Source organism: Methylibium sp. T29-B (assembly GCF_000576225.1).
Lineage (GTDB): Bacteria > Pseudomonadota > Gammaproteobacteria > Burkholderiales > Burkholderiaceae_C > Methylibium > Methylibium petroleiphilum.
The window spans coordinates 1-25,498 of record NZ_AZSN01000013.1 but is presented as its reverse complement, the minus strand read 5'-3'; the positions used below and the strand labels follow the sequence as shown (position 1 = coordinate 25,498).

Below are 25,498 nucleotides of genomic sequence, written 5' to 3'. Positions count from 1 at the left end.
GCAGGACGGTCCGGGCAGCGAGCGGCGAGGCCGCTGCCCATAATCGAACCATGAACCCCTTCGACTACCGGGCGGGCTACGGCAGCCAGCGCCTGCCGCTGTTCGCACGCAACGTCGTCGCCACCTCGCATCCGCTGGCGGCCCAGGCCGGGCTGCGCATGCTGGCGGCTGGCGGCAATGCCGTCGATGCCGCGGTCGCCACCGCCGCGGTCATGACGATCGTCGAGCCCTGCAGCAACGGCCTGGGCTCGGACGCCTTCTGCATCCTGTGGGACGGGCAGGCGCTGCACGGACTCAATGCCTCGGGCCGCGCGCCGCAGGCCTGGACGCCCGAGTACTTCCATCGCAAGTACGGTCGCGACACGATCGCGCCGCCGGCGCGCGGCTGGGACAGCGTGACGGTGCCTGGCGCGGTGGCGTCGTGGCTGGCGTTGAGCGAGCGCTTCGGCAAGCTGCCCTTCGGCGACTTGCTGGCGCCGGCGATCGAGGTGGCCGAGCGCGGCTATGCGGTGCCGGTCGTGGTGGGACAGAAGTGGGCCGCCGCCGCCCAGGTGGAGGCGCTGGTGGCTCAGCCCGGATTCACCGAGGCCTTCCTGCCGCAGGGCCGCGCGCCGCGGGTCGGCGAGTTGTTCAAGCTGCCGGGTGCGGCCCGGGCGCTGCGCGCGATCGCCGCGACGCGCGGTGCGGCGTTCTATGGTGGCGAGATCGCGGAGGCGCTGGCGCGGCAGGCACGCGTGCAGGGCGGCGCGCTGACCGCGCAGGACTTCGCCGCCTACCGACCCGAATGGGTCACGCCCATCGCCCAGGCCTACCGCGGCCAGGTGCTGCACGAGATTCCGCCGAACGGGCAGGGGCTCGCGGCGTTGCTCGCGGCCGGCATCGTGGCGCACTTCGATGTCGCCTCGCTGCCGGTCGACAGCGTAGCGTCGCAACACCTGCAGATCGAGGCGATGAAGCTCGCCTTCGCCGACGTCTACCGCTACGTGGCCGAGCCCGGCAGCATGGAGGTGAGTGCCGAACAGCTGCTGGCCGGCGACTACCTGGCCGCCCGGGCCCGATTGATCGACCCGAAACGCGCCCAGGACTTCGGCGCCGGCAACCCGGTCAAGGGCGGCACCATCTACCTCACCGCAGCCGACGAGACCGGCATGATGGTGAGCTTCATCCAGAGCAACTACATGGGCTTCGGGTCCGGCGTGGTGCTGCCGGACTGGGGCCTGAGCCTGCAGAACCGCGGCCACGCCTTCAGCCTGGACGCGCGCAGCCCCAATGTCGTGGCACCGGGCAAGCGGCCCTTTCACACCATCATCCCGGCCTTCCTGAGCGATGCCGACGGCGCGCCGCGCATGAGCTTCGGCGTGATGGGCGCGAACATGCAGCCGCAGGGTCACCTGCAGACGCTGGTGCGCATGGTCGACTACGGCCAGGACCCGCAGGCCGCCTGCGACGCGCCGCGCTGGCGCTACAACGCCGGCCTGGAGATCAACGTCGAGGCCGGCATGGACCCGGCCACGGTGCAGGGCCTGGCGGCGCTGGGCCACCGCATGGAAGTGATCCAGGACAGCTACCAGGACTTCGGCGCCGGGCAGTTCATCTGGCGCCTGGGCGATCCGGCGGTCGAGGGCTACGTCGCCGCGAGCGACCCCCGGCGCGACGGCCAGGCGGTGGGCTGGTAGTGTCGCCACCGCCGTCCGCGGCGCGGCCCGGCCTGCCCTGGGGCGGGCTGGCGCTGGCGATGGCCGGTGCGATCGCCTTCTCCGGCAAGGCATCGTCGCCAAGCTGCTGTACCGCCACGGCCTCGACGCCGTCACGGTGCTGTTCTTCCGCATGCTGTTCGCGCTGCCGCTGTTCCTGGCGATGGCCTGGTGGGCCAGCCGCGGCAGGCCGCCGCTGACGGCGCACGACCGGCGCATGGTGCTGCTGCTCGGCGTCACCGGCTACTACCTGGCGAGCTTCCTCGACTTCCTGGGCCTGCAGTACATCAGCGCCAGCCTGGAGCGGCTGATCCTCTACCTCAACCCGACGCTGGTGCTGGCCTTCGGCGTGCTGCTGTTCGGCCGGCGCGTGACGCGCCCCCAGGCGGTGGCGATCGGCGTCAGCTACCTCGGCGTGCTGCTCGTGTTCGGCCACGAGGTCGGCTTCCAGGGACCCGACGTCGTGCTGGGCGCGCTGCTGGTGTTCGCCAGCGCGGTGAGCTATGCGGTCTACCTGGTCTACAGCGGCGAGCTCGTGCAGCGCCTGGGCTCGATGCGGCTGGTCGGCCTGGCGAGCACGGTGGCCTGCGCGCTGTGCATCGCGCAGTTCTTCGTGCTGCGCTCGCCGGCGGTGGCGCTGGCCGTGCCGGAGCCGGCGCTGTGGCTGTCGCTGCTGAACGCCACGGTCTGCACCGTGGCGCCGGTGCTGATGGTGATGATGGCGATCGAGCGCATCGGCCCCACGCTGGCGGCGCAGACCGGCATGGTGGGACCGATGAGCACGCTGCTGATGGGCATCGTGATCCTCGGTGAGCCCTTCACCGCCTGGATCGCGGCCGGGACGGCGCTGGTGCTGGTGGGCATCTGGCTGCTGGCGCGGGCGCGCTGAACGACAAGGAGCACGACATGGATCTGGGCATCAGCGGCAAGTGGGCGCTCGTGTGCGCTGCCAGCAAGGGGCTCGGCCTGGGCTGCGCGGAGGCGCTCGCCGCCGAGGGCGCGAACCTGGTGATCACGGCGCGCGGGGCCGAGGCGCTGCAAGCGGCGCGAGCGCGCTGCGCGCGTCTCACCCGGGCATCGACGTGCGCGCGGTGGCCGGCGACATCACCACCGCCGAAGGCCGCGCCGCGGCGCTGGCGGCCTGCCCGCAGGTCGACATCCTGGTGAACAACGCCGGCGGTCCGCCGACCGGCGACTTCCGCGACTGGGACCGCGCCGCCTGGATCGCGGCGCTCGACGCCAACATGCTGACGCCGATCGAGTTGATGAAGGCCGTGGTCGATCCGATGATGGCGCGCGGCTTCGGCCGCATCGTCAACATCACGTCGGCGGCGGTGAAGGCGCCGATCGACATCCTGGGCCTGTCCAACGGCGCGCGCTCGGGGCTCACCGGCTTCGTGGCCGGCCTGTCGCGCACGACGGTGGCGCGCAATGTGACGATCAACAACCTGCTGCCCGGCCCGTTCGAGACCGAACGACTCGCCAGGACGCTGGAGGGTGCCGCGCAGGCCAGCGGCCTGACGACGGCGCAGCGCGCGCTGAAGAACCCGCGGGGCGCTTCGGCACGCCGGCCGAGTTCGGCGCGGCGTGCGCCTTCCTGTGTGGCGCCCAGGCCGGCTACATCACCGGTCAGAACCTGCTGATGGACGGCGGGGCCTACCCCGGCACGTTCTAGGGCCTGCGCAGCACGGGCGCGAGCCCTCCGGTCGCGTCAACGGCCCTAGCGCCGCGAGGCCCAGAGCTGCAGGTCGGCCTCCGAGAGCGGCGGCGCGATCCGCAGGCCCTGCAGTTCCTCGCAACCCAGCTCGCGCAGGAAGCGCTCCTGGACCTCGGTCTCCACGCCCTCGGCGATGACGGTCATGCCCAGGCTGCGGCCGAGCTGCACGATCGCCCGCACGATGGCCGCGGCGTCGGCGTTCTGCGGCACGTCCTGCACGAAGGATCGATCGATCTTCACCTTGTCGATCGGCAGTTCCTTCAGGTGACCGAGCGACGAGTAGCCGGTGCCGAAGTCGTCGACCGAGATGCGCATGCCCAGCGCCTTGAGCTGCGCCAGCGTCGCCTTCACCTCGTCCAGGTCGTCCATCAGCATGCGCTCGGTGAGCTCGAGCTCCAGCCATGCCCCGTTCACCTGCTCCTGCCGCAGCAGTTCGGCCAGCGAGTCGACGAAGCCGCGCTGCTGGAACTGCATGCTGCTGAGGTTGACCGAGATCGGCAGCTCGAGCCCCTGCGCATGCCAGCGCCGGGCGCAGCGCATCGCCTCGCGCAGCACCCACTGGCCGATCGGCAGCATCAGCCGGCGCTCCTCGGCCACCGGGATGAAGTCATCGGGCAGCAGCGGGCCGCGCTCGGGATGGTGCCAGCGGATCAACGCCTCGACCCCGACCAGCCGGCCGTCGCCGGAGCGCAGCTGCGGCTGGTAGTGGAGCTCGAAGGCCCCGGTCTCCAGCGCCTGCGCCAGCTGGCTCTCGACCACCAGCGCGTCGTAGGCGGCGCTGGCCACCACCGGGTCGAAGAACTGCACGTTGGCGCGACCGCGCGCCTTGGCCATGTACATCGCCGCGTCGGCATGCTGGATCAGCTCGGCCGGCGTGCGGCCATGCTCGGGGAACAGCGAGACGCCAATCGATGGCGACACCGAGATCGAACGGCCCGCGGCCTCGAGCGGCGCCTCGATCACCGCCAGCAGCTTGCCCGCCACCTGCTCCACGACGCTGCGGTCGGTCACGCCCGGGATCAGCACCATGAACTCGTCGCCGCCGAAGCGTGCCACCAGGTCGTCGGCGCGCAGGTTGTCGGTGATGCGCGCCGTCACGGTCTGCAGCAGCAGGTCGCCGACCAGGTGGCCGAGCGAGTCGTTGATGCGCTTGAAGTGGTCGAGGTCGATGAACAGCAGCGCGATCTGCGCATCCCCGCTGCGGTGCGAGGCCGTGAGTCGCTCGAGCTGCAGGCCGAATGCGGCGCGGTTGGGCAGGCCGGTCAGCGCGTCGTGGTGCGCGAGGTGGTGGATGCGCGCCTGCGCGGCCACGCGCTCGCGGATGTCGCGCACGATCACCAGGCGCAGCCGCTCGCCGCTGCGCATGATCGAGCGGGTGATCAGCTCGACCGGGATGCGTTCTCCGGCGCGGCCGAGCGCGACGCTCTCCCACGCCGCCTCGGCGCCGGTGGCCAGCGCCTGCTGCGCGCGCGGCAGGTGGTCGGGCGCCAGGAACTCCGCGGTCTGCCGGCCGATGACCTCGTCGCGGGTGTAGCCGGTGAGCTCGCAGATCGGCTCGTTGATGTCGATCACCGTGCCGTTGCGGTGGAACAGGATGCCCTCGGCGCTCGCCTGCATGAACTTCGCGAGCCGTTCTTCCGATTCGCGCACGGCGCGCTCGGCCAGCCGGTGCTTGGTGATGTCGGTGACCCGCACGAAGGCGCCCGACAGCTCGCCCTCGTCGTCGAAGTTCGGCAGCACGTCGACCTCGAGCCATTGCGGCCGGCCGGCGGCATCGGTCAGTTCGCGCTCGTAGGACACCTGGGCGCGGGTCTCGACCACCCGCTCGATGTAGGGGCGGATCTGTTGCCAGCCGCGCTCGCCGACGATCTCGGCCGCGGTGCGGCCGAGGATGTTCTCGGGGGTCCAGCCAGTGCGCTCGCATAGTGGCGGTTCGCGAAGGTGCAGCGGAAGCCCTGCTGTTCGTAGTAGGCGATCAGCGCCGGCACGTTGTCGGCCAGCACGCGCAGCTGCGTGGTCTGCTCGCGCAGCGCGAGCTCGGTGCGCTTGCGCGCGCTCACGTCGTGCAGCGCGCACAGGCAGAGCTCGGTGTCGCGGTTCCAGCGCGCATCGCACTCGAGCCAGCCGACCTCGCCGCCGGGCCGGCGGAACTGCAGCTCGAGGCGGAAGCGGTCGGCCGTGTCGAGATGGTCCAGTGCCTTCAGCAGCTCGCGGCGCGACGGCGCGGAGAGCCGGTCGAGCCACGCCTCGCCGTCGGCGGCGGCGTCGCGGTGCCAGCCGGTGCATGCCGCCAGCGGTTCGTTCACGGCCAGCAGGCGCGCGTCGCGGCCGATCGCCATCATCAGCCCCGGGAGCCGATGCCAGTCGTGCGCTTGAGGAAGGGCGACGTCGCGGGAGGTGTGCATGGGAGCGGCTGCCTGCGCCGATCATAGCGAGCCGACCGCGCCACGGATGCGACCAAACGTTCGTCGGACTAGGGGCTGGAGAGGGGCTGTCTAGGGGCCGTCGCGGCGTCCGGGCGTCGATCGTCGCGTCGACACCCCGATGCCGGCCACGATCAGTGCGAACGCCACGCCGTGGTACCACTGCGGCAGCTCGCCCAGCAGCGCGGCCGACAGCAGCGCGGCGAACAGCGGCGTGAGGTTGCCGAAGAAGGCCGCCGCCGCCGGACCGGCCAGCGCGACACCCAGGCCCCAGCAGCGGTAGGCGATCAGCGAGGGGCCGACGGCGACGAACAGCAGCGCGGCCACCACCCAGGCGTTCCATCGGATCGGCGCGCTGCCGAGCGCCTGCTCGCCCGCGGCGGCCGCCGCAGCGCTGATCAGTCCGAACGCCACCTGCACCAGCAGCACCTCGGACCAGGTCCACGGGCGCGGCACCTGCCCCTCGGCCTGCAGCAGCGGCTGCCGCGCGCCGCGCAGATGCTCCGGCGGGCGCGCCAGCATCCAGCTGTAGAACGCCCACGCGACGATTGCCACCAGGATGTAGAGATCGCCGGTGACGAACTGCACGCGCGCCAGCGCCGCCGGGTTGCCGCGCGCGATGACCAGCGCCACGCCGGCCAGCGACAGCGCGGCGCCCGCGAGCTGGCGGCGCTGCGGACGCACGCCATGGAACAGCGCGCCGATCGCGAGCATCCAGACCGGCATGCTGGCGGCGATCAGCGTCACGTTGATCGGCGTGGACGTCTGCAGCGCCAGGTACTGCAGCGCGTTGTAGCTGCCCACGCCCAGCGTGCCGAGCAGCAGCAGGTGCGGCCAGCGCGCCGCCAGTTCGCGCGGCGCGCGGAACACCCGCCAGCCCAGCGGCAGCAGCAACAGCAGGGCCAGCCCCCAGCGCAGCAGGTTCAGCGTCAGCGGCGGCACGCTGCCCACCGCGAGCCGGCCGACCACCGCGTTGCCGGCCCACATGAGGGGCGGCAGGGTCATCAGCAGGGCAACGCGAGGGGTCAGGCCGGTCATCGAAGCTCAGAGCCGACTCGGCGGGTCGGGCGGCATGGCGGCGCCGCAGTTCCAGCACTGCTCGAACGGACCGTCGATGCGCTCGCCGCAGCCCGGGCAGACCCACAGATGCGGCGGGCAGTGCGTCAGCTCGTCGAGCATGACGCTGGCGCGGTCGAACTGCTCCTCGTGCTGGATCCAGACCTCGGGCAGGGCCTGGTCGGGCGGCACCTGGCCGGCGATGCTGCTGGCGAATGCCCGCTGCACCGTGGCCGCGATGCCCGCCTGCCCCAGCAGGTCGGCCCACAGCGTGGCGATGGCGAGGTTGGGGGCAGGTCGAAGTCGGCGCATCGGCAAGGGGTTTGGGAACCCTGGCACGATACCGGAGAACACGAAACCCCCGAGGACTCCCGCATGCCCGCAGCCACCGTCAAAGCGATCCAGGTCCCGCACGCCGGCGGTGCCGACGCGATGCAACTCGTCGACCTGCCGATCGGGGAACCCGGTCCCGGCGAGGTGCGCATCCGCCACCATGCCTGCGGGCTGAACTTCATCGACGTCTACCAGCGCAGCGGCCTGTACGCCTTGCCGATGCCGCTCACGCTGGGCATGGAGGGGGCCGGCGTGATCGAGGCGGTCGGCGCCGGCGTGACGCACCTGCGCGCCGGCGACCGCGCCGCCTACGCCAGCGCGCCGCCGGGAGCCTATTGCGAGGCGCGGGTGATGCCGGCCAAGTGCGTGGTGCAACTGCCCGACGGCATCGACTTCGAGACCGGGGCCGCGATGATGCTCAAGGGCTTGACCGTCCAGTACCTGCTGAAGAAGACGCTGCCGCAGGGCGGCCTGCAGCCGGGCGACAGCGTGCTGTTCCATGCCGCGGCCGGCGGCGTGGGCCTGATCGCCTGCCAGTGGGCGCGCGCGCTGGGCCTGCGCCTGATCGGCACCGCCGGCAGCGACGAGAAGTGCGCGCTGGCCGTGCAGCACGGCGCCGAGCACGCCATCAACTACCGGCGCGAGGATTTCGTCGCGCGCGTGAAGGAGCTCACCGGCGGGCGTGGCGTGAAGGTGGTCTATGACTCGGTGGGCCTCGACACTTTCGAGAAGTCGCTCGACGTGCTGCAGCCCTTCGGCCTGCTGGCGAACTTCGGCAACGCCTCGGGCAAGGCACCGCCGGTGGACCTGGGCGTGCTGGCAGCCAAGGGTTCGCTGTACGTGACCCGACCGACGCTGTTCACCCACATCGCCACGCGCGAGAGCACGCAGGCGATGGCCGACGACCTGTTCGCTGTCGTCGGCAGCGGCGAGGTGAGGATCCCGGTCGAGCGTCGCTATGCGCTGGCCGACGCGGCGCAGGCGCACCGCGACCTGGAGGCCCGCCTGACCACCGGCTGCAGCGTGCTGCTGCCCTGAGCCGGGCGGCTCAGCCGCCCGCGGTGCCGGGCGCGCCGACCGCACTGCGGTAGGCATGCCAGGACGCGTGACCCAGCACCGGCCCGACCACCAGCAGGCCCAGGAACTCCGGCAGCATCGCCAGCACGACCAGCACGACGATCAGCGCCGCCCACGCCAGCATCACGCCGGTCTGCGTCAGCACCAGCCGCAGGCTGACCAGGGCGGCGGTGATCGCGTCGGCCGGCCGGTCGAGCAGCAGCGGGATCGACACCGCACTCACCGCGTAGATGAGCCCGGCGAACACGCTGCCGACCCCGACGTAGGCGGTGATGAAGCCGAGGTTCTGCGGGTCCAGCAGCGCGAGCAGCGAGCCCTTGAAGTCGGGCATGCCGTCGAAGCTGAGCGCGAACACGATCAGCGCGGCGCGTCCCCACAGCATCTCGAGGATCAGCAGGGCCCCGCCGAACAGGGCCATGCTGCCCGGCCGTTCGCGCCAGGCCCACAGCGACGCGGCCAGCGAAGGCCGCTCGCCGCGTTCGAGCGCGCGGCTCGCGTGGTAGAGCCCGGTGCAAAGGAAGGGGCCGACCAGCAGGAAGCCGGCCGACAGCGCCAGCGTGTAGGCCGGTGCATGGCGGAACACCAGCATCAACAACCAGCCCATCGCCACGAAGCAGCCGCCGTAGAACAGGCCCAGTCCGGGACAGCGGCGGAAGTCGTGCCAGCCGGCCGCCAGCCAGCGCAGCGGGTCGCCGAGGTGCAGTCGGGCCAGCGGCAGGTCGAAGGCGGTCAGCGCTGCGCCGGGCGGCGGACCCAGGTCGGGTGCGGGTCCGAGTGGCGCGGGGTTGTCGGAGGTCATGCGCGCAGCGTAGACGCTGCGCGGCCCGCGGTCCTAGCGGGTAGACACCGAGCACAAGGTCGGTGGCAGCGGCGGGGCCGGCCCCGCGGCCGCCCGGTCGTCAGCCGCGTCGCACGCGCCGCAGTTCGTCGAGGATCAGCAGCGCGGCGCCCACGGTGATGGCGCTGTCGGCGATGTTGAAGGCCGGGAAATGCCAGCCGGCCCAGTGGACGTCGAGGAAGTCGACCACGTAGCCGTGCAGCAGCCGGTCGATCACGTTGCCGATGGCCCCGCCGAGGATCAGCGACAGTGCCCAGGCGAACAGGCGCTGGTGCCCCTGGCTGCGCAGCATCCAGACGATGAAGCCGGCCGCCACCAGGCCCAGGCCGACGAAGAACCAGCGCTGCCAGCCCGAGGCGCCGGCCAGGAAGCTGAACGCCGCGCCGGTGTTGTGCACGCGCACGATGTTGAAGAAGCCCGTCACGTGGCGTGCATCGCCGTACTGGAAGTGGCCGAGGATCAGCGTCTTGGTGAGCTGGTCCAGCACGATCACGATCAGTGCGACGCCCAGCCAGGTGAGCAGGCCGCCGCGGCCGAAGGTCGTTGTCCTGGCCATGGCGTCAGGCCACCGTGCGGCTTTCGCCGGCACCGTAGAGATTGTTGGTGCAGCGGCCGCAGATCGTCGGGTGGGCCGGGTCGGCGCCGACGTCGTCGCGGTAGTGCCAGCAGCGTTCGCACTTCGCGGCGCTGCTCGGCGTGACCGCGACCGTCAGCGCGTCGGCCGCCGCCGCGGTGGCGGCCGAGGTGATGAACACGAACTTCAGGTCCTCGCCCAGTGACTGCAGCAGCGCCAGGTCGTCGGCCGGCGCGCCGACCGCCACCGTGGCCTGCAGCGATGCGCCCACCGCGCCGGCGGTGCGGACGGCCTCGATCTCCTTGTTGACGGCATCGCGGATCTCGCGCACACGGGTCCACTTGTCCAGGCGCGCGGCCTCGGGGGGCGCGAAGGGGGTATAGGTCTGCGTGAAGATCGACGGCGACACGCCCGGCGCGAAGATCGGCCAGGCCTCCTCGGCGGTGAAGCTCAGGAACGGCGCCATCCAGCGCAGCATCGCGCCGGTGATGCGGTGCAGCGCAGTCTGCGCGCTGCGCCGCGCCAGCGATTTCGGGGCGGTGGTGTAGAGCCGGTCCTTCAGCACGTCGAGGTAGAACGCACCGAGGTCTTCGCTGCAGTAGACCTGCAGTTTCGCGACCACCGGGTGGAATTCGTAGACCTCGTAGTGCGCCAGGATCTCGGCCTGCAGCTGCGCCGCGCGGTCGATCGCGTAGCGGTCGATCTCCAGCAACTGCCCGTCCGGCACCGCGTCGGTCGCCGGGTCGAAGTCGCTGGTGTTGGCGAGCAGGAAGCGCAGCGTGTTGCGGATGCGCCGGTAGGCGTCGACCACGCGTGCGAGGATCTTGTCGTCGATGTTCAGGTCGCCCGAGTAGTCGGTGCTGGCGACCCACAGCCGGATGATCTCGGCACCCAGCTTCTCGCTCACCGACTGCGGCACCACGGTGTTGCCGAGCGATTTGCTCATCTTGCGGCCCTGGCCGTCGGTCGCGAAACCGTGCGTCAGCAGGCCGCGGTAGGGCGCACGGCCCTCGATCGCGCAGGCGATCAGCAGCGAGCTGTGGAACCAGCCGCGGTGCTGGTCGTGGCCCTCGAGGTAGAGGTCGGCCTCGGGCCCGCCGTCGTCGCGGCCGGCGCCGGCATGGCTGCCGCGCAGCACGTGGAAGAAGGTCGAGCCGGAGTCGAACCACACGTCGAGGATGTCGGTGCTCTTGGCGTAATCGCCGGCTGCCTCGCCCAGCCACTCGCGCGGGTCGAGCCGTGACCAGGCCTCCACGCCGCCCTGCGCCACCAGCGCGGCGGCGCGGTCCATCAGCGCCAGCGTGTCGGGGTGCAGCTCGCCGCTCACCTTGTGCAGGAAGAAGGGCAGCGGCACGCCCCAGTTGCGCTGGCGGCTGATGCACCAGTCGGGCCGGTTGGCGATCATGTCGCGCAGCCGGGCGCGGCCGTTCTCGGGGTAGAAGGCGGTGGCGTCGATCGCCGCCAGCGCGGTCTGGCGCAGCGTCTTCGGCGCCTTGTCGACGGTGAACACGCCCTCGCCCTCGTCCATGCGCACGAACCACTGCGCCGCGGCGCGGTAGATCACCGGCGTCTTGTGGCGCCAGCAGTGCGGGTAGCTGTGCTCGAGCTTCGCGGTCGCCATCAGCCGGCCGGCATCCTGCAGCGCCTGCACGATCAGCGGGTTGGCCTTCCAGATGAACTGGCCGCCGAACAGCGGCAGCTCGGCCGCGTACACGCCATTGCCCTGCACGGGGTTCAGGATCTCGTCGTGCTTCATCCCGTGCGCGATGCAGGAGTTGAAGTCCTCCACGCCGTAGGCCGGCGCCGAGTGGACGATGCCGGTGCCGTCCTCGGCGGTGGCGTAGTCGGCCAGGTAGACCGGGCTGCGGCGCGCGTAGCCCGGGTGCACGTGGGCCAGCGGATGGTGGAACTCCAGGCCCTCGAGCGCCTGGCCGGCGGTCGTGGCGAGCACCGTGCCGGCCAGGCCGTAGCGCGCCAGGCACTTCTCCACCAGCGCATTGGCCAGTAGCAGCAGGCCGCGCTCGGTGTCGACCAGCGCGTACTCGAGCTCGGGGTTGAGGTTCAGCGCCTGGTTGGCGGGAAGGGTCCATGGCGTCGTGGTCCAGATCACCGCGAACGCGTCCTTGGCCAGCGCCGGCAGGCCGAAGGCGGCGGCGAGCTTCTGCGGCTCGGCGGCCAGGAAGGCCACGTCCACCGTCGGCGAGGACTTGTTCTCGTACTCGATCTCGAACTCGGCCAGCGAGCTGCCGCAGTCGAAGCACCAGTACACCGGCTTCAGACCGCGGTAGACGAAGCCGCGCTCCATCACGCGCTTCAACGCGCGGATCTCGCCGGCCTCGTTGCCGAAGTCCATCGTGCGGTAGGGCTGGTCCCAGGCGCCGAGCACGCCCAGGCGCTTGAAGTCGGCCCGCTGCTGCTCGATCTGCTCGGTGGCATAGGCACGGCTCTTCGCCTGCACCTCGTCGCGCCCCAGGCCGCGGCCGTGCAGCTTCTCGATCTGGTTCTCGATCGGCAGGCCGTGGCAGTCCCAGCCCGGCACGTAGAGCGCGTCGTAGCCGGCCAGCTGACGCGCCTTGACGATCATGTCCTTCAGCACCTTGTTCAGCGCGTGGCCGATGTGCAGCTGGCCGTTGGCGTAGGGCGGGCCGTCGTGCAGCACGAAGCGCGGCCGGCCGACGCGGGCGTCGCGCAGGCGCTGGTAGGTGCCCTGCTGCTCCCACTGCTTCACCCAGCCCGGTTCGCGCTTGGGCAGGTCGCCGCGCATCGGGAAGGGCGTGTCGGGCAGGTTCAGCGTGGCGCGGTAGTCGGTGGGCTGGTCGGTGCTCATGGCGTTCTCGGCGCGGCCGCGCGGGCGGCGCGCGGCGGGGACAGGGCAGGGGGTGCGTCGGCGCAGCGGGCGCCGGCGCCGCAGGGTCAGCGGCCCTGAATTCGATCGCGGGTGGTCTGGCGGCGCTCGGCCGCATGGGCCGCGTGCGGGCTGCTCGTCAGCCACTGGCGCGCCTGGCTCACGTCCTGCGCGATCGCGGCGGTCAGCGCAGCGAGCCCGTCGTAGCGGGCTTCGTCGCGTAGCTTGTGCAGCAGTTCCACGCGGACGAGTTTACCGTAGCCCCCCTCGGCGCCCAGGTGCGCAGGCCAGTCCAGGCAGTGCACTTCAAGGAGCACCCGGCCGCTGTCGTCCACCGTGGGGCGGGCCCCCAGGCTGGCCACACCGTCGAGCGGCTCGGCGGTCAGGCCGTGGGTGCGCACGACGTAGATGCCGTGCGCGGCCGGCTTGGGGTGGGGGAAACGCAGGTTCAGCGTGCGGAAGCCGTCGCCGCCGTCCGGGCCGGCGCCGAGCTCGCGGCCCAGCTTGCGGCCGTGGGTGACGTGGCCGCTGATGCTGTAGGGCCGCCCCAGCAGGCGGGTGACCAGCGCCATGTCGCCGGCGCCCAGCGCCTCGCGCACCGCCGAGCTGCTGACGCGCAGGCCGTGCACCTCGTAGCTCATCATCCGCGCCACGTCGAAGCCCTGGCGTTCGCCGGCGGCGTCGAGCATCGCGTAGTCGCCGGCCCGCTTCGCGCCGAAGCAGAAGTCGTCGCCCACCAGCACGTAGCGCGCCTTCACGCCGCGCAGCAGCACGTCGTCGATGAAGGCCTGCGGCGACTGGTCGGCGAAGGTCTGGTCGAAGCGCAGCACGACGACGCGCTGCACGCCGCAGCGCGCCAGTTCGCCGAGCTTGTCGCGCAGCGTGGCGATGCGCGCCGGCGCCTTGGCCGGGGTGCCGGCACGCGCGGCGAAGAAGTCGCGCGGATGGGGCTCGAAGGTCAGCACGGTGCTGAGCAGGTCGCGGTGCTCGGCCTCGCTCTTGAGCAGCGCCAGCATCGCCTGGTGGCCGCGGTGCACGCCATCGAAGTTGCCGACCGTGACGGCCGACGCGCCGCCATCGGCCAGCAGGATGTGGTGCAGACCTCGGAACACTTGCATCGGCGGATTATCGCGACAGCGCGCGCAGGACCCTGTCGCCTCGGGAGCAGACGCAAAAAGGCCCGCTCGAGGCGGGCCTTCCTGAACCGGCCCGGCGCAAGGCCGGCCGGAACCGTTGTCATCAACGGTTCGAGATGTACATCGTGATCTCGAAGCCGTAACGCAGGTCGGTCGCTTGGGGCTTTTGCCATTGCATGTCGAATCTCCTTCACTCGGGTGGCACAGGGCCGGTTTGGCGGCTGCGGAGTGAACGGTTTCCCGTCAACTCATGGCTCATGATGCCCACGTGAGCGGCCGTCGGGCAGGGTCCCGGCCATGATTCGCGCCTCATGATTTTCTGGAATCGGCGCCGCGCCGGTGGGTGGCCGGCCGATACCATGCGGCGCATGAGTCTGCGCTTGAAGATCCACCTGATCGTCGGTGTGCTGGTGGCGCTGTGCCTGGTGGCCGTCATGGCGCTGCAGGTCAAGAGCGCGCGCGACGCGATCCGGGAGGAGATCGAGGCCGCCAACCGCGTGGCCGCGCAGTTGCTGCAGCGCACGCTGTGGCTGCAGGCGGCGCGCGGCACGCCGGCGATGATCGGCTACCTGCAGGGGGTAGGCCGGGTGCGGGCGAACGACATCACGCTGCTCGACGGCAAGGGCGAACTGGTCTACCAGTCGCCGCCGTCGCCCTACAAGTCGGGCCGAGATGCGCCCGACTGGTTCGTCGATTTCATGGCGCCGCCGCTGGAGCCGCAGAAGATGGATTTCCCCGACGGCACGCTGGTGGTGCGGGCCGACCCCTCGCGCGCGGCGCTCGATGCCTGGGACCAGTTCGCGGTGCTGGGGTTGGCCGCGCTGGGCGTGTTGGCGGTTCTCAACCTGGTGGTGTTCTGGGTGGTCGGCCGCACGGTCGAGCCGTTCGGGCAGATCGTCGCGGCGCTCAACCGCATCGAGGCCGGGCAGCTCGACGTCACGCTGCCGCGCCTGCCGGGCACCGAGGCGGCTGCCATCGGCGCCGCCTTCAACCGCATGGTGGTGGGCGTCAGCGAGCGCATCGAGGCCGAGCGCCGGGCCGCGCAGGCCGAGCACGAGCTGTCCGACCGCCGCGACCTGGCACGCTGGATCGACCGCCACCTGGAGCAGGAGCGCCGCCTGATCGCGCGCGAGCTGCACGACGAACTGGGCCAGTCGGTCACCGGCATGCGCAGCCTGGCGCTGTCGGTGGCGCAGCGCGTCGCCATCGCCGACCCTGAGGCCGCGCGCGCCGCGCAGGTGATCGCCGAGGAAAGCTCGCGCCTCTACGACGCGATGCACGGCCTGATCCCGCGGCTGGCGCCGCTGGTGCTCGACGTCTTCGGTCTGGCCGATGCGCTGCGCGACCTGGTCGAGCGCACCCGGGTCAGCCAACCGCAGGCCAGCGTCGAGCTGCACATCGACCTGGGCGACGTGCAGCTGGGCAGCGAGGCGACGCTGGCGCTCTACCGTGCGGCGCAGGAGGGGTTGACCAATGCGCTGCGCCACGGCCAGGCCAGGCAGCTGAACGTCAGCCTGCATGCCGAGTCCGAAGGCGCCGAGCTGCAGGTCGACGACGACGGCCAGGGTCTGGCACCCGACTGGCGCGAGAAGGCGCGGCAGGACGGCGGCCACTACGGCCTGCGCTGGCTGGCCGAGCGCGTGGAGGCGCTGGGCGGCGTGCTGCGCATCGACAACCGCAGCCCGCGCGGCGTCGCCCTGCGGGTGTGGTTGCCGTTCACCGTGGCGGAGCGGCGTGAAGCGCGCATCGGCCGGCGCCGGGAGCGCTCCGCGATGGCACACGGCGGCCGCGTCGCCGCGTGCCGCGTGGGGGACAACGATAGGAGGTCGCCGGCAGCCGGCTGCGTTAGGCTGTGCCAGCGGCCGGGCCCTCGCGGGCCGGGCCGGTGGCCGGACGCAGGCCGTCCTGCCGATCCACTCCTTGCTGCGCCCTTCCTGAACATGATCCGCGTGATGCTGGTCGACGACCATGCGCTGGTGCGCATGGGCTTTCGCATGCTGCTGGCCAATGCCGACATCGAGGTGGTGGCCGAGGCCGAGACCGGCGAGGAAGCCTGCCAGGCGGTGCCCAAGGCGCGACCCGACGTGGTGGTGATGGATCTGTCGATGCCCGGCATGGGCGGGCTGGAAGCAGTGCGGCGGCTGCTGGCCCAGGACCCGAAGCTCAGGCTGCTGGTGCTGTCGGCCCACGAGGACACCGCACACCCGCAGCGCGTGCTGCGCGCCGGCGCGCTGGGCTACCTGGCCAAGCGCAGCGCGCCTGAGGCGCTGATCGCTGCGGTGACGGCCGTCGCGCGTGGCGAGCGCTACGTGGACGCCCAGACCGCGCAGCGTCTGGCGGTGGCGCAGATCGACGGCGAGACCAGCCCGGCCGACATGCTGAGCGAGCGCGAGTTCTCGGTCTTCATCCAGCTCGCGCGCGGCATGACGGTGGCGCAGATTGCCGAGACGCTGAAGCTCTCGCCCAGCACCGTGGGCACGCACCTGTACCACATCAAGCAGAAGCTCAACGCCAGCAACCAGAGCGAGATCACGCTGGTGGCGCTGCGCTGGGGCCTGATCCAGGCTTGATGCCGGCCTGAAGCGGCGGCGCGGGGTCGCTACTTCTGCAGCAGCCGGGCCCGCTCGTCCGGGCCGACCCAGCGCCACTGGCCGACCGGGAGGTCGTCCAGGGCCAGCGCGCCGATGCGGCTGCGGTGCAGCGCCTCGCAGCGGTTGCCCACCGCCGCCAGCATGCGCTTGACCTGGTGGTACTTGCCTTCGGTCAGCGTGAGGCGCAGCGTGAGCTCGCCGGTGCGTTCGGCCGCGGCCGCGCGCACCGGCTGGGGATCGTCGTCGAGCACCACGCCCTCGGTCAGGCGGGCGATCTGCTCGTCGGCCAGCGCATGCTTGGCCGTGATCTCGTAGACCTTGGGCACGTGGTGCTTGGGGGATGTGAGCCGGTGGATGAGCGTGCCGTCGTCGGTGAGCAGCAGTGCACCGGTGGTGTCCTCGTCGAGCCGTCCGACCGGCTGCAGACCGCGCACACGCAGCGGCGTCGGCAGCAGCGAGAGCACGCCGGGTGGTGGCGCGGCTTCTGCGAGCACTCGTAGTGGGTGGGCTTGTGCAGCAGCACCAGCGCCTTGTCGTGGAAGGGCCAGGCCCGGCCCTGCACGCTGAACACCAGGCCCTCGGTGGGCAGCTCCTCGTCGGGGTCGTCGACCACACGGCCGGCCACCTCGACGGCGCCTGCGTGGATGAGCCCGGCGCAATCGCGCCGCGTGCCGAAACCCTGGGAGAACAACACCTGCGAAATGCGCATCCGGCAGTGTAGCGAGCGGCTCCACACGCTCACCGAGGCCGTGCAGCGCCGCAGCGGCCGGCTGCGGTGTTGCCCCGCACCCTGCACAGGCCGGGGCCTGCGGGCTATCCTGGGCCGAGCGTCCTCGAGCGGACGACGTGTGCCCAGGAGCTTTGCCATGCATGCAGCAGCCCAGTGCTTGAGGTCCCTCTTTGCCGCGGCCGTGGTGCTGACCGCGATGGCCGTGCAGGCAGCGTCGGTCGCGCCGGTCGCGGCCGAGAACGGCATGGTCGTCACCGCGCACCGGCTGGCGACGCAGGTCGGGGTCGACGTGCTGCGGCGCGGCGGCAATGCGGTCGATGCCGCGGTGGCGGTCGGCTACGCGCTGGCGGTGGTCTACCCGGCGGCCGGCAACCTGGGCGGCGGCGGCTTCATGACGCTGCAGTTCGCCGACGGCCGCAAGACCTTTCTCGACTTCCGCGAGAAGGCGCCGCTCGCGGCCACGGCCGACATGTACCTCGGCGCCGATGGTCAGCCGGTCAAGGGTCTCAGCACGCGCGGCCATCTGGCCGTCGGCGTGCCCGGCACGGTGTCCGGGCTCGAGTTCGCGCGTGCGAAGTACGGCACGATGCAACGTGCGGCCCTCGTGGCACCCGCGCTGCGGCTGGCGCGTCGTGGCTTCGTGCTGGAGCCGGGCGACATCGCCATGCTCGCCACCGCGACCGACGACTTCCGCAAGGACCCGGCCTCGGCCGCGATCTTCCTGCGCGAGGGCGCGCCGTGGTCTGCCGGCCAGCGGCTGGTGCAGAAGGACCTGGCGCGTACGCTGCAGCGCATCGCCCGCCACGGCAGCCGCGGCTTCTACCAGAGCCCGGTGGGTGCGGCGCTGGTGGCGTCGAGTCGGGCCGGTGGCGGCCTGATCACGCAGGCCGATCTGGACCAGTACGCGACCCGCGAGCTCGCGCCGGTGGAGTGCGACTACCGCGGCTACCGGATCGTCTCGGCGCCGCCCCCGAGCGCCGGCGGCGTGATCCTGTGCGAGCTCCTCAACATCCTGGAGGGTTATCCGCTGCAGGAGCTGGGCTATGGTGCGGCGCAGGGCGTGCACTACCAGATCGAGGCGATGCGCCATGCCTACGTCGACCGCAACAGCTACCTGGCGACCCCGACTTCGTGCACAACCCGCTGGAGCGCCTGCTCGACAAGGATTACGCCGCGCGCATCCGGGCCGCCATCGACCCGGCGCGGGCCGGCGTGTCGCAGGACCTGCGACCCGGCGTCGCGCCGCACGAGGGCAGCAACACCACCCACTACTCCATCATCGACCGCGAGGGCAATGCGGCCTCGGTGACCTACACGCTCAACGACTGGTTCGGAGCCCGCGTCGCCGCGGCCGGCACCGGCGTGCTGCTGAACAACGAGATGGACGACTTCACCATCAAGCTCGGCGCCGCGAACCTGTACGGCCTGGTGCAGGGCGAGTCGAACCGGATCGCGCCCGGCAAGCGTCCGCTCAGCTCGATGAGCCCGACCATCGTGTCGCGCGACGGCCAGCCGGTGCTGGTGCTGGGCACGCCCGGCGGCAGCCGCATCATCACCGTGACGGCGCTGGTGCTGCTGAACCTGATCGACTACGGCATGACGGTGCAGGAGGCGGTCGATGCCCCGCGCTTCCACCAGCAGTGGCAGCCGGAGGCGACGAACCTCGAGCCGTTCGCGCTGAGCCCCGACACGCGGCAGATCCTGCTCGGCATGGGGCACCGATTCGGCGCCCCGCAACCGGCCAACCATGTGGCAGCCATCCTGGTCGGCGCGCCCTCGCTGGGCGGCAAGCCGGTCGGCAGCAACCGCTACTACGGCGCCAACGACCCGCGGCGCAACACCGGTCTGGCGGCCGGCTACTGAGCAAACCCGGGGCCGGTCTGCGCCCAGCCCGCCCCCCGCGGGGGTCAAGGAAACTTGGGGCGGCCCGACGTTTCCTTGAGAACAGCCACGCCGCGCATCGCCGGTGCGCGATCAGTAGCGCCGCTGCAGCAGCAGCGTGTCGTTCTCGCGCTTCATCTGGAAGCGCGTCAGGAAGCTGTTGCCGAGCAGGATGAAGGGCATCGGCTGGGGCTGCACCACCGCCGCCACGTTGTGCACCTCGACGTCACCGACCCGCACCGTGTTCAGCGAGATGCGGTAGCCCACGGTGTTGCCGTTGGCGGTGCGCAGGCCGATGCGCTCGCCGTTCTTGTAGGCCAGGCCCAGGCGCTCGGCCTCGTCCTGCCCCATCGAGACCATGGTCGCGCCGGTGTCCACCAGGAACAGCACGCCACGGCCGTTGATCTGGCCCTGGGCCTGGAAGTGGCCGTTGGCGTCGCTGCTGAGGGTGATCTGGGTGCCGCTGCCGGCGCTGGCCGCGCCGCCCAGGTTCACCGCCGCTTCGCCGAGGCGCAGCGTCTGCCGCCGGCCGTCGATCTCGACCACCGCCTGCGCCTCGTTCACGCTGAGCAACTTGACGCCCTGCACGGTGCTGCCCACCGCCACCGCGCGCGGCGCATCGCCGTCGATCACCAGCAGCGCGCGGCTGCCCATGCTGCCGCTCAAGGCCACGCGACGTGAGGGCTGCTGCGCCGCAGCCCCGGCCGCGGCGAGGATCAGCACGGCCGACAGCAGTGCGGCGCGCATCCCGCGGCCGGCTCAGTCGCGGAAGTTGTTGAACGACAGCGGCACGTCGGCCACGTCCTTGCGGATCAGCGCCATCGCCGCCTGCAGGTCGTCGCGCTTGGCGCCGGTGACGCGCACCGCGTCGCCCTGGATCGCGGCCTGCACCTTCATCTTGCTGGCCTTGATCAGTTGCTGGATCTTCTTCGCCGTCTCGCTGTCGATGCCTTCCTTGACCTTGAGCACCTGCTTGACCTTGTCTCCGCCGATCTTCTCGATCTTGGCGCTGCTGTCGAGGAAGCGCGCGTCGACGCCGCGCTTGGTGAGCTTGAGCGTGAGGATATCCATCACCTGCGAGAGCTGGAAGTCGCTGTCGGCGTAGAGCGTGATGTCCTTGTCCTTGAGCTCCACGCGCGCCGACGAGCCCTTGAAATCGAAGCGCGTGCCGATCTCCTTGCTGCTCTGGTCGACCGCGTTGCGCACCTCGACGAGGTTGGGTTCGAGCACGGTATCGAAGCTGGGCATGATGAAGGGCTTCCTGAGACGGAGATCAGCGAAAATTCTGCCATGCCGGACCTGCCCGCCGTCGAAACCAATGTCAGCCTGAGGCCGTACAACAGCTTCGGCCTGCCCGCGCTGGCCCAGCGGCTGGTGCGCGTGCACGCACCCGAGGACGTGCAGCGCCTGCTGGCCGACCCCGATCTGGCCGCGATGCCGAAATTCGTGCTGGGCGGCGGCAGCAACATCGTGCTCACCCGCGACCTGCGTGCGCTGGTGCTCAAGGTCGAGATCCCCGGACGGCGGGTGCTGGAACGCCGGGACGATGCGGTCATCGTCGAGGCGGGCGCCGGCGAGAACTGGCACGCGTTCGTCGCCTGGACACTGGAGCAGGGCCTGCCCGGGCTGGAGAACCTGGCGCTGATCCCTGGCAGCGTCGGCGCCGCACCGGTGCAGAACATCGGCGCCTACGGCGTGGAGTTGAAGGACCGCTTCGACTCGCTCGACGCCATCGACCTGCAGACCGGCGCCGCGCTCACGCTGGACGCCGCAGCCTGCCGCTTCGGCTACCGCGACAGCGTGTTCAAGCAGGCGCTCGCCGGCCGCTGCCTGATCACCCGCGTGCGGCTGCGCCTGCCACAGCCGCCGACCGCGGTGCTGGGCTACCTGGACCTGGAGCGCAGGATGGCCGACACCGGCATCAGCCACCCGACGCCGCGCCAGGTGTACGACTGGGTCTGCGAGATCCGCCGCGCCAAGCTGCCCGACCCGGCGGTGATCGGCAACGCCGGCAGCTTCTTCAAGAACCCGGTGGTCACACCGGAGCAGTGCCGCGACATCATCGCGCGCGACCCGGCCATCGTGCATTACCCCATGGCCGACGGCAGTTTCAAGCTCGCGGCAGGATGGCTGATCGACGCCTGCGGCTGGAAGGGCAAGTCGATCGGCCAGGCCGGCGTCTACGAGAAGCAGGCGCTGGTGCTGGTGAACCGCGGACAGGCCATCGGCGGCGAGATCGTGACGCTGGCGCAGGCCATCCAGGAGAGTGTCTACGGCCGCTTCGGCATCCGGCTCGAACCGGAGCCGGTGGTGGTGTAGCCGCTGGGCAAGGGTCCGGCCATCGAGGAGACGGCGATGACGCAATGGCGCAGCAAGGGGGCCGACGAGGTCTACGCTCCCGAGGAGATCGAGGCCCGGCTGAAGGCCGAACTGCCACACTGGACCTACGAGGATGGCTGGATCCGGCGCAAGTACAGGACCAGCGGCTGGAAGGCCACGCTGATGGTCGTCAACACCGTCGGGCATCTCGCCGAGGCAGCCTGGCACCACCCGGACCTGGCGGTCAGCTACGCCTTCGTGGTGGTGAAGCTGGTCAACCATGCCGCCAAGGGCGTGACCGAGAAGGACTTCGCGCTGGCGAAGAAGATCGAGGAGGTGGTCCAGTGGCAGCCGGCGAAGGAGGCTGGCGCGGTGCTCGAGGGCACGCCCAACGACGACGCCCGCTTCAAGTACCTGAAGTACGACGACCCGGCGTGAGCGGCCGCTGCCGCGCGAGCGCGGGCCTGGCAAGCCACTCGAATGCGGGAGGCCGCGCCATGCAAGTTCATGCGCGCAGGCCGCGGGCTTGGGCACACTCGCTCGGCGTCGCCTCGAGGAGTGCCCTTCCATGTCCGTCCGTGTTCCCGCCCTCGCCCTGTCGCTCGCCGCCGTGCTGGCGGGCTGTGCCTCGTCTCGTCTTGCCGAACCGGGCGGGCCCGCTGCGGCGCAAGGCAATGCCACGGTGAGCCGGATCACCTACTTCGCGGCCTGGGTCGAACCGGTGGCCGCCGCCGTTCCGCCGCCCGTTCCGGCGAAGCCGGCCCCGGCCGCCAAGGCGAAGCCGCCGGCGAGCGGCAAGCGCGACAAGCGCACGCCGGCGGCCCGATCCGACGTGCCTGCCGCGCCGGCGGTTGCGGTCGACGCCAGTCCCAAGGCGCCGCTGCAACCGCGCTACGAATACACCGTCGAACTCGACGGCGGCGGGACCCAGACCGTGGTGGGGCAACGCGACCTCGGCCTCCGCGTGAACGACCGCGTGCTGGTGCAGGACGGTGGCCTGACGGTGCTGTCGAACTGAGCCGGCGCTGCGCCGGCTTCTGCGCTCAGGGGCGGCGGCCCGCGGGCTCCCGACGCGCCTGGACGAGCCGCCAGGCCAGCGGCAGCCGTTCCTGAAGCCGCGCCAGCCGCTCGGCGGCCGGCGGGTGCGTGGCGGCGACCGGCCGCCGGCCGTCGTCCTCGGCCACCTCGTTCTGCATGAACTCGAGCTGCCGGGTCGGCGCGTAGCCGGCCAGCGCGGCCAGCAGCAGGCCCAGTTCGTCGGCTTCGAACTCGCCCTGCTGCAGCACCGGCTCCAGCGACTTCAACAGGCCGAAGTTGTGCTCGAGCTCGACATACATGTCGGGCACGCTGCGCTCCACCTGGCGCGGCAGCAGCAGGCGCCCGGCGGTCAGCATCTGGCGTTCGTGTTCGAGGATGCTGTGAGCCATCTCGTGCGCCAGCACGAAGGCCAGTGCCTCGTCGGACAGGCCGCGCTCCTCGATCAGCGTCTCGGACACGACCACCTGGCCGTCGGGCAGCGCGAAGGCGCCGGTGTCGTCGTGGTGCAGCACCGTCAGCGACCACGGCAGCACGGCGGCGCGCGGGGTCTGCCGGCGCGCCTCGGCGACCAGTCGGTCGAAGATGCGCTGCAGGCGCTCGCAGTGCTGCACGCAACCGAGCCGGTCGCGTGCCGCGGCGCCGGCCACGGTCTGCTGCAGCGTCTCGGTGCCGATGCGCCCGACCTCGCCGGCAGTCCAGTCGAGCGAGGTCGGTTCGTAGGCGAGTTCCAGCGCCGGGGCGCCGGCGCAAGCCGCAGTCAGGGCGAGGGTCAGGACACGGCGGCACCCAGCGTTCATCGCAAGCTCCTGGACGGAGACTACGCCTTGTGACGTGGGTGTGAAAGCCCCTTCGCGCCGTTCAGGCCGGAGCCGGGCGGGCTGCCGCCGGGCTCTGAGCCGGCTCAGGACGGGTCGTCGTTCTGCAGGCGCGCCAGCGCCGCGCCGCCGCCCAGCGACAGCAGGCCGCTCTGCGCGTAGATGCCGAGCTTGGCGCGGGTGTCGACGATGTCGAGATTGCGCATCGTCAGCTGGCCGATGCGGTCGGCCGGCGAGAACGGTGCGTCCTCGACCTTCTCCATCGACAGCCGCTCGGGCTGGTAGGTGAGGTTGGGCGAGCGGGTGTCGAGGATCGAGTAGTCGTTGCCGCGGCGCAGCTCGAGAGCGACCTCGCCGGTCACCGCGCGCGCCACCCAGCGCTGCGCGGTCTCGCGCAGCATGATGGCCTGCGGGTCGAACCAGCGGCCCTGGTAGAGCAGGCGGCCGAGCTTGCGGCCGTTGTCGCGGTACTGCTCGATCGTGTCCTCGTTGTGGATGCCGGTCACGAGGCGCTCGTAGGCGATGTGCAGCAGCGCCAGGCCCGGGGCCTCGTAGATGCCGCGGCTCTTGGCCTCGATGATGCGGTTCTCGATCTGGTCGCTCATGCCCAGGCCGTGGCGGCCACCGATGCGGTTGGCCTCCAGCAGCAGCGCCACCGGGTCGGCGTATTCCACGCCGTTCAAGGCGACGGGCCGGCCCTCGTCGAAGCGCACCGTGACCTCCTCGCGCTTCACGTCGACCTCGTCGCGCCAGAACGCCACGCCCATGATCGGGTTGACGATGCGGATGCCGCTGTTCAGGTGCTCGAGGTCCTTGGCCTCGTGCGTGGCGCCGAGCAGGTTGGAGTCGGTCGAGTAGGCCTTCTCGGCGCTCATCTTGTAGCCGAAGCCGGCCTGCGTCATGAAGGCCGACATCTCGGCACGGCCGCCGAGTTCGTCGATGAAGGTCTGGTCCAGCCAGGGCTTGTAGATCTTCAGCGCCGGGTTGGTGAGCAGGCCGTAGCGGTAGAAGCGCTCGATGTCGTTGCCCTTGAAGGTGCTGCCGTCGCCCCAGATGTGGACGTCGTCCTCCTTCATCGCCGCGACCAGCATCGTGCCGGTGACGGCGCGCCCGATCGGCGTGGTGTTGAAGTAGGTCACCCCGGCGGTCGAGATGTGGAAGGCACCGGCCTGCAGCGCGGCCAGGCCTTCAGCGACCAGCTGCGCCCGGCAGTCGATCAGGCGTGCCTTCTCGGCGCCGTACTGCATCGCCTTGCGCGGGATCTCGTCGTAGTCGGGTTCGTCGGGCTGGCCGAGGTGGGCCGTGTAGGCGTAGGGCAGGGCGCCCTTGAGCTTCATCCAGTGCAGCGCGGCGCTGGTGTCCAGTCCGCCGGAGAATGCGATGCCGACCTTCTGGCCGGTGGGAAGGTGCTGGAGGATGGTTGCCATGGTGGGGAACAGTGCTGCGGGTTCGGGCTCGCCGGGGCGCGGGCGGGACGGGCGCGCGAGTGAGGTCAAATCGGCGAAGCCGAGATTTTAGGCGCGCCCCCGAACCGCCCTTGACCGAGAAAGCCCGCGATGCCCGGAGACACCCTGCCCCCCCACGCCGTCGAGGCGGCCGACCGCGCCGCCTGGCGCCGCTGGCTGAGCCGGCACCAGGGCCAGGCCAACGGCGTGTGGCTGGTCATGGCCCGCAAGGGCAGCGACCACGAGGCGCCGACGCTGGACGAGGCGATCGACGAGGCGCTGTGCTTCGGCTGGATCGACAGCAAGCAGGGCCGGCTCGACGAGCGCCGCTCGCTGCTGTGGTTCGCGCCGCGCAAGCCCAAGAGCGCCTGGTCCGGTCCGCACCAGCGCCGCGCCGAGGCGCTGGAGGCTGCCGGCCTGATGGAGCCGGCCGGGCAGGCCAAGGTCGACGAGGCGCGGCGCAGCGGCCTGTGGCACAAGCCGCCGGCCTGATGCGCGACCTGCCTGCTCCTGCACGACCACCGAGCGAGCCCGCGCCATGATCGTCGTCGACCGCCCGAACGGCTTGCGGCTGTTCTTCGCATTGCGCGGCTCCATCCTGCCGCGCATCTTCTGGAGCCTCGCCACCTGCACGGCGCTGGCGACCGCGGTGGCGCTGAGCCACGGCACGCTGTTCCAGTGGAAGGTGACGCTGACGCCGGTGCCGTTCTCGCTGATCGGGCTGGCGCTGGCGATCTTCCTCGGCTTTCGCAACACTGCGGCCTACGACCGCTACTGGGAGGCCCGCCGGCTCTGGGGTGACGTGGTGCATCGATCGCGCAGCCTCGCGCGCGAGGTGCAGACGCTGTTCCAGGCGCCCGCCGCGCCCGGCCCGGCCGATGGCGCGCGGGCCGCACTGGTGCGGCGGACCATCGGCTTCGCTCACGCCTTGCGCCACCAACTGCGCGACAGCGATGCCGGGCCCGACATCGAGCGCCTGCTCGGCG

General features: G+C 71.4%; 21 protein-coding genes and 5 pseudogenes. 12 read left to right on the top strand and 14 right to left on the bottom strand.

What is annotated here, in order from left to right; all coding sequences use genetic code 11:
* Nucleotides 1-50: 50 nt before the first annotated feature.
* From Y694_RS03990 to Y694_RS03980, 3 genes and pseudogenes are all read left to right on the top strand, one after another.
* Complete coding sequence (locus tag Y694_RS03990) at nucleotides 51-1,676, top strand: gamma-glutamyltransferase family protein (protein WP_036230059.1); 1,626 nt, start codon at nucleotides 51-53, stop codon at nucleotides 1,674-1,676.
* A gap of 59 nt (nucleotides 1,677-1,735) precedes the next feature.
* Nucleotides 1,736-2,583 (top strand): annotated as a pseudogene (locus Y694_RS03985) (DMT family transporter).
* A gap of 17 nt (nucleotides 2,584-2,600) precedes the next feature.
* Nucleotides 2,601-3,369 (top strand): annotated as a pseudogene (locus Y694_RS03980) (SDR family oxidoreductase).
* A 45-nt stretch (nucleotides 3,370-3,414) separates the two neighbouring features.
* Here Y694_RS03980 and Y694_RS03975 read toward each other — a convergent pair.
* The 4 genes from Y694_RS03975 to Y694_RS03965 form a co-directional block, all read right to left on the bottom strand.
* A complete protein-coding gene (locus tag Y694_RS03975) occupies nucleotides 3,415-5,280 on the bottom strand; it encodes a bifunctional diguanylate cyclase/phosphodiesterase (protein ID WP_231497528.1) in 1,866 nt (621 codons plus the stop codon).
* Entirely contained in the window at nucleotides 5,190-5,816 is a 627-nt protein-coding gene (locus Y694_RS25410; protein ID WP_231497527.1) for a PAS domain-containing protein, read from the bottom strand. Before Y694_RS25410 ends, Y694_RS03975 begins: the two co-directional genes overlap by 91 nt.
* Before the next feature lie 90 nt (nucleotides 5,817-5,906).
* Nucleotides 5,907-6,872 carry a DMT family transporter gene (locus tag Y694_RS03970; protein ID WP_011830627.1) on the bottom strand — a complete coding sequence of 322 codons (966 nt, stop codon included), beginning with the start codon at nucleotides 6,870-6,872 and terminating at the stop codon, nucleotides 5,907-5,909.
* Nucleotides 6,873-6,878: 6 nt separating this feature from the next.
* Nucleotides 6,879-7,202 (bottom strand): putative signal transducing protein, encoded by a 324-nt coding sequence (locus Y694_RS03965; protein WP_036230056.1) that lies wholly within the window; start codon nucleotides 7,200-7,202, stop codon nucleotides 6,879-6,881.
* Nucleotides 7,203-7,265: 63 nt separating this feature from the next.
* Here Y694_RS03965 and Y694_RS03960 point away from each other — a divergent pair, with 63 nt between their 5' ends.
* Nucleotides 7,266-8,261: a quinone oxidoreductase gene (locus Y694_RS03960; protein ID WP_011830625.1), complete on the top strand. Its 996-nt coding sequence runs from the start codon at nucleotides 7,266-7,268 to the stop codon at nucleotides 8,259-8,261.
* 10 nt (nucleotides 8,262-8,271) lie between these two features.
* On the opposite strand, the gene Y694_RS03955 is transcribed toward Y694_RS03960, so the two are convergent.
* The 5 genes from Y694_RS03955 to pqqA form a co-directional block, all read right to left on the bottom strand.
* Nucleotides 8,272-9,099, bottom strand: coding sequence for a DUF2189 domain-containing protein (locus Y694_RS03955; RefSeq protein WP_036230053.1), 828 nt, complete (start codon nucleotides 9,097-9,099; stop codon nucleotides 8,272-8,274).
* A 100-nt stretch (nucleotides 9,100-9,199) separates the two neighbouring features.
* Nucleotides 9,200-9,694 carry a signal peptidase II gene (gene lspA / locus Y694_RS03950; RefSeq protein WP_036230089.1) on the bottom strand — a complete coding sequence of 165 codons (495 nt, stop codon included), beginning with the start codon at nucleotides 9,692-9,694 and terminating at the stop codon, nucleotides 9,200-9,202.
* 4 nt (nucleotides 9,695-9,698) lie between these two features.
* Nucleotides 9,699-12,539: an isoleucine--tRNA ligase gene (gene ileS / locus Y694_RS03945; protein WP_036230049.1), complete on the bottom strand. Its 2,841-nt coding sequence runs from the start codon at nucleotides 12,537-12,539 to the stop codon at nucleotides 9,699-9,701.
* Between the two features lie 86 nt (nucleotides 12,540-12,625).
* Nucleotides 12,626-13,675 carry a bifunctional riboflavin kinase/FAD synthetase gene (locus tag Y694_RS03940; RefSeq protein WP_011830621.1) on the bottom strand — a complete coding sequence of 350 codons (1,050 nt, stop codon included), beginning with the start codon at nucleotides 13,673-13,675 and terminating at the stop codon, nucleotides 12,626-12,628.
* A gap of 121 nt (nucleotides 13,676-13,796) precedes the next feature.
* The gene (pqqA, locus tag Y694_RS23140) at nucleotides 13,797-13,871 is read right to left on the bottom strand and encodes a pyrroloquinoline quinone precursor peptide PqqA (protein WP_081771315.1); all 75 of its coding nucleotides are present in this window, start codon (nucleotides 13,869-13,871) and stop codon (nucleotides 13,797-13,799) included.
* Between the two features lie 133 nt (nucleotides 13,872-14,004).
* Between pqqA and Y694_RS26630 the strand changes: the two are divergent.
* Nucleotides 14,005-15,402 (top strand): annotated as a pseudogene (locus Y694_RS26630) (histidine kinase); the annotation flags it as partial.
* 231 nt (nucleotides 15,403-15,633) lie between these two features.
* A complete protein-coding gene (locus Y694_RS03930) occupies nucleotides 15,634-16,263 on the top strand; it encodes a response regulator transcription factor (protein ID WP_036230085.1) in 630 nt (209 codons plus the stop codon).
* 29 nt (nucleotides 16,264-16,292) lie between these two features.
* On the opposite strand, the pseudogene Y694_RS03925 reads toward Y694_RS03930, so the two are convergent.
* Nucleotides 16,293-16,993: pseudogene (locus Y694_RS03925) on the bottom strand (pseudouridine synthase).
* Here Y694_RS03925 and ggt point away from each other — a divergent pair.
* A pseudogene (gene ggt, locus Y694_RS03920) lies at nucleotides 16,929-18,877 on the top strand (gamma-glutamyltransferase). The pseudogenes Y694_RS03925 and ggt sit on opposite strands and share 65 nt — an antisense overlap.
* A gap of 111 nt (nucleotides 18,878-18,988) precedes the next feature.
* Here ggt and Y694_RS03915 read toward each other — a convergent pair.
* Together Y694_RS03915 and Y694_RS03910 are read right to left on the bottom strand one after the other, a co-directional pair.
* A complete protein-coding gene (locus tag Y694_RS03915; protein WP_036230046.1) occupies nucleotides 18,989-19,642 on the bottom strand; it encodes a TIGR02281 family clan AA aspartic protease in 654 nt (217 codons plus the stop codon).
* A 12-nt stretch (nucleotides 19,643-19,654) separates the two neighbouring features.
* Nucleotides 19,655-20,143: a YajQ family cyclic di-GMP-binding protein gene (locus Y694_RS03910; protein ID WP_036230043.1), complete on the bottom strand. Its 489-nt coding sequence runs from the start codon at nucleotides 20,141-20,143 to the stop codon at nucleotides 19,655-19,657.
* 42 nt (nucleotides 20,144-20,185) lie between these two features.
* On the opposite strand from Y694_RS03910, the gene murB reads away from it, so the two are divergent.
* From murB to Y694_RS03895, 3 genes are all read left to right on the top strand, one after another.
* Nucleotides 20,186-21,214, top strand: coding sequence for a UDP-N-acetylmuramate dehydrogenase (murB, locus tag Y694_RS03905; RefSeq protein ID WP_036230041.1), 1,029 nt, complete (start codon nucleotides 20,186-20,188; stop codon nucleotides 21,212-21,214).
* A gap of 36 nt (nucleotides 21,215-21,250) precedes the next feature.
* A complete protein-coding gene (locus Y694_RS03900) occupies nucleotides 21,251-21,652 on the top strand; it encodes a 4a-hydroxytetrahydrobiopterin dehydratase (protein ID WP_036230038.1) in 402 nt (133 codons plus the stop codon).
* A 130-nt stretch (nucleotides 21,653-21,782) separates the two neighbouring features.
* Entirely contained in the window at nucleotides 21,783-22,232 is a 450-nt protein-coding gene (locus Y694_RS03895) for a hypothetical protein (RefSeq protein WP_036230036.1), read from the top strand.
* 25 nt (nucleotides 22,233-22,257) lie between these two features.
* Here Y694_RS03895 and Y694_RS03890 read toward each other — a convergent pair whose 3' ends face one another.
* Nucleotides 22,258-23,049 carry a M48 family metalloprotease gene (locus Y694_RS03890; RefSeq protein WP_036230033.1) on the bottom strand — a complete coding sequence of 264 codons (792 nt, stop codon included), beginning with the start codon at nucleotides 23,047-23,049 and terminating at the stop codon, nucleotides 22,258-22,260.
* 104 nt (nucleotides 23,050-23,153) lie between these two features.
* Nucleotides 23,154-24,494, bottom strand: a complete 1,341-nt coding sequence (gene argG / locus Y694_RS03885) for an argininosuccinate synthase (protein ID WP_036230031.1) — start codon at nucleotides 24,492-24,494, stop codon at nucleotides 23,154-23,156.
* Between the two features lie 129 nt (nucleotides 24,495-24,623).
* On the opposite strand from argG, the gene Y694_RS03880 reads away from it, so the two are divergent.
* On the top strand, nucleotides 24,624-25,004 hold the full coding sequence (locus tag Y694_RS03880; protein WP_036230029.1) for a YdeI family protein: 381 nt from the start codon (nucleotides 24,624-24,626) through the stop codon (nucleotides 25,002-25,004).
* 46 nt (nucleotides 25,005-25,050) lie between these two features.
* Nucleotides 25,051-25,498: bestrophin family protein (locus tag Y694_RS03875; protein ID WP_231497526.1), on the top strand; the 448-nt coding region annotated here is incomplete at its 3' end.

What these genes read in the sequence shown, in the direction of transcription:
- Y694_RS03990 (WP_036230059.1), top strand. Translation starts at nt 51, where the DNA reads ATGAACCCCTTCGACTACCGGGCGGGCTACGGCAGCCAGCGCCTGCCG.
- Y694_RS25410 (WP_231497527.1), bottom strand. Translation starts at nt 5,816, where the DNA reads ATGCACACCTCCCGCGACGTCGCCCTTCCTCAAGCGCACGACTGGCAT.
- Y694_RS03970 (WP_011830627.1), bottom strand. Translation starts at nt 6,872, where the DNA reads ATGACCGGCCTGACCCCTCGCGTTGCCCTGCTGATGACCCTGCCGCCC.
- Y694_RS03965 (WP_036230056.1), bottom strand. Translation starts at nt 7,202, where the DNA reads ATGCGCCGACTTCGACCTGCCCCCAACCTCGCCATCGCCACGCTGTGG.
- Y694_RS03960 (WP_011830625.1), top strand. Translation starts at nt 7,266, where the DNA reads ATGCCCGCAGCCACCGTCAAAGCGATCCAGGTCCCGCACGCCGGCGGT.
- Y694_RS03955 (WP_036230053.1), bottom strand. Translation starts at nt 9,099, where the DNA reads ATGACCTCCGACAACCCCGCGCCACTCGGACCCGCACCCGACCTGGGT.
- lspA (WP_036230089.1), bottom strand. Translation starts at nt 9,694, where the DNA reads ATGGCCAGGACAACGACCTTCGGCCGCGGCGGCCTGCTCACCTGGCTG.
- ileS (WP_036230049.1), bottom strand. Translation starts at nt 12,539, where the DNA reads ATGAGCACCGACCAGCCCACCGACTACCGCGCCACGCTGAACCTGCCC.
- Y694_RS03940 (WP_011830621.1), bottom strand. Translation starts at nt 13,675, where the DNA reads ATGCAAGTGTTCCGAGGTCTGCACCACATCCTGCTGGCCGATGGCGGC.
- Y694_RS03930 (WP_036230085.1), top strand. Translation starts at nt 15,634, where the DNA reads ATGATCCGCGTGATGCTGGTCGACGACCATGCGCTGGTGCGCATGGGC.
- Y694_RS03915 (WP_036230046.1), bottom strand. Translation starts at nt 19,642, where the DNA reads ATGCGCGCCGCACTGCTGTCGGCCGTGCTGATCCTCGCCGCGGCCGGG.
- Y694_RS03910 (WP_036230043.1), bottom strand. Translation starts at nt 20,143, where the DNA reads ATGCCCAGCTTCGATACCGTGCTCGAACCCAACCTCGTCGAGGTGCGC.
- murB (WP_036230041.1), top strand. Translation starts at nt 20,186, where the DNA reads ATGCCGGACCTGCCCGCCGTCGAAACCAATGTCAGCCTGAGGCCGTAC.
- Y694_RS03900 (WP_036230038.1), top strand. Translation starts at nt 21,251, where the DNA reads ATGACGCAATGGCGCAGCAAGGGGGCCGACGAGGTCTACGCTCCCGAG.
- Y694_RS03895 (WP_036230036.1), top strand. Translation starts at nt 21,783, where the DNA reads ATGTCCGTCCGTGTTCCCGCCCTCGCCCTGTCGCTCGCCGCCGTGCTG.
- Y694_RS03890 (WP_036230033.1), bottom strand. Translation starts at nt 23,049, where the DNA reads ATGAACGCTGGGTGCCGCCGTGTCCTGACCCTCGCCCTGACTGCGGCT.
- argG (WP_036230031.1), bottom strand. Translation starts at nt 24,494, where the DNA reads ATGGCAACCATCCTCCAGCACCTTCCCACCGGCCAGAAGGTCGGCATC.
- Y694_RS03880 (WP_036230029.1), top strand. Translation starts at nt 24,624, where the DNA reads ATGCCCGGAGACACCCTGCCCCCCCACGCCGTCGAGGCGGCCGACCGC.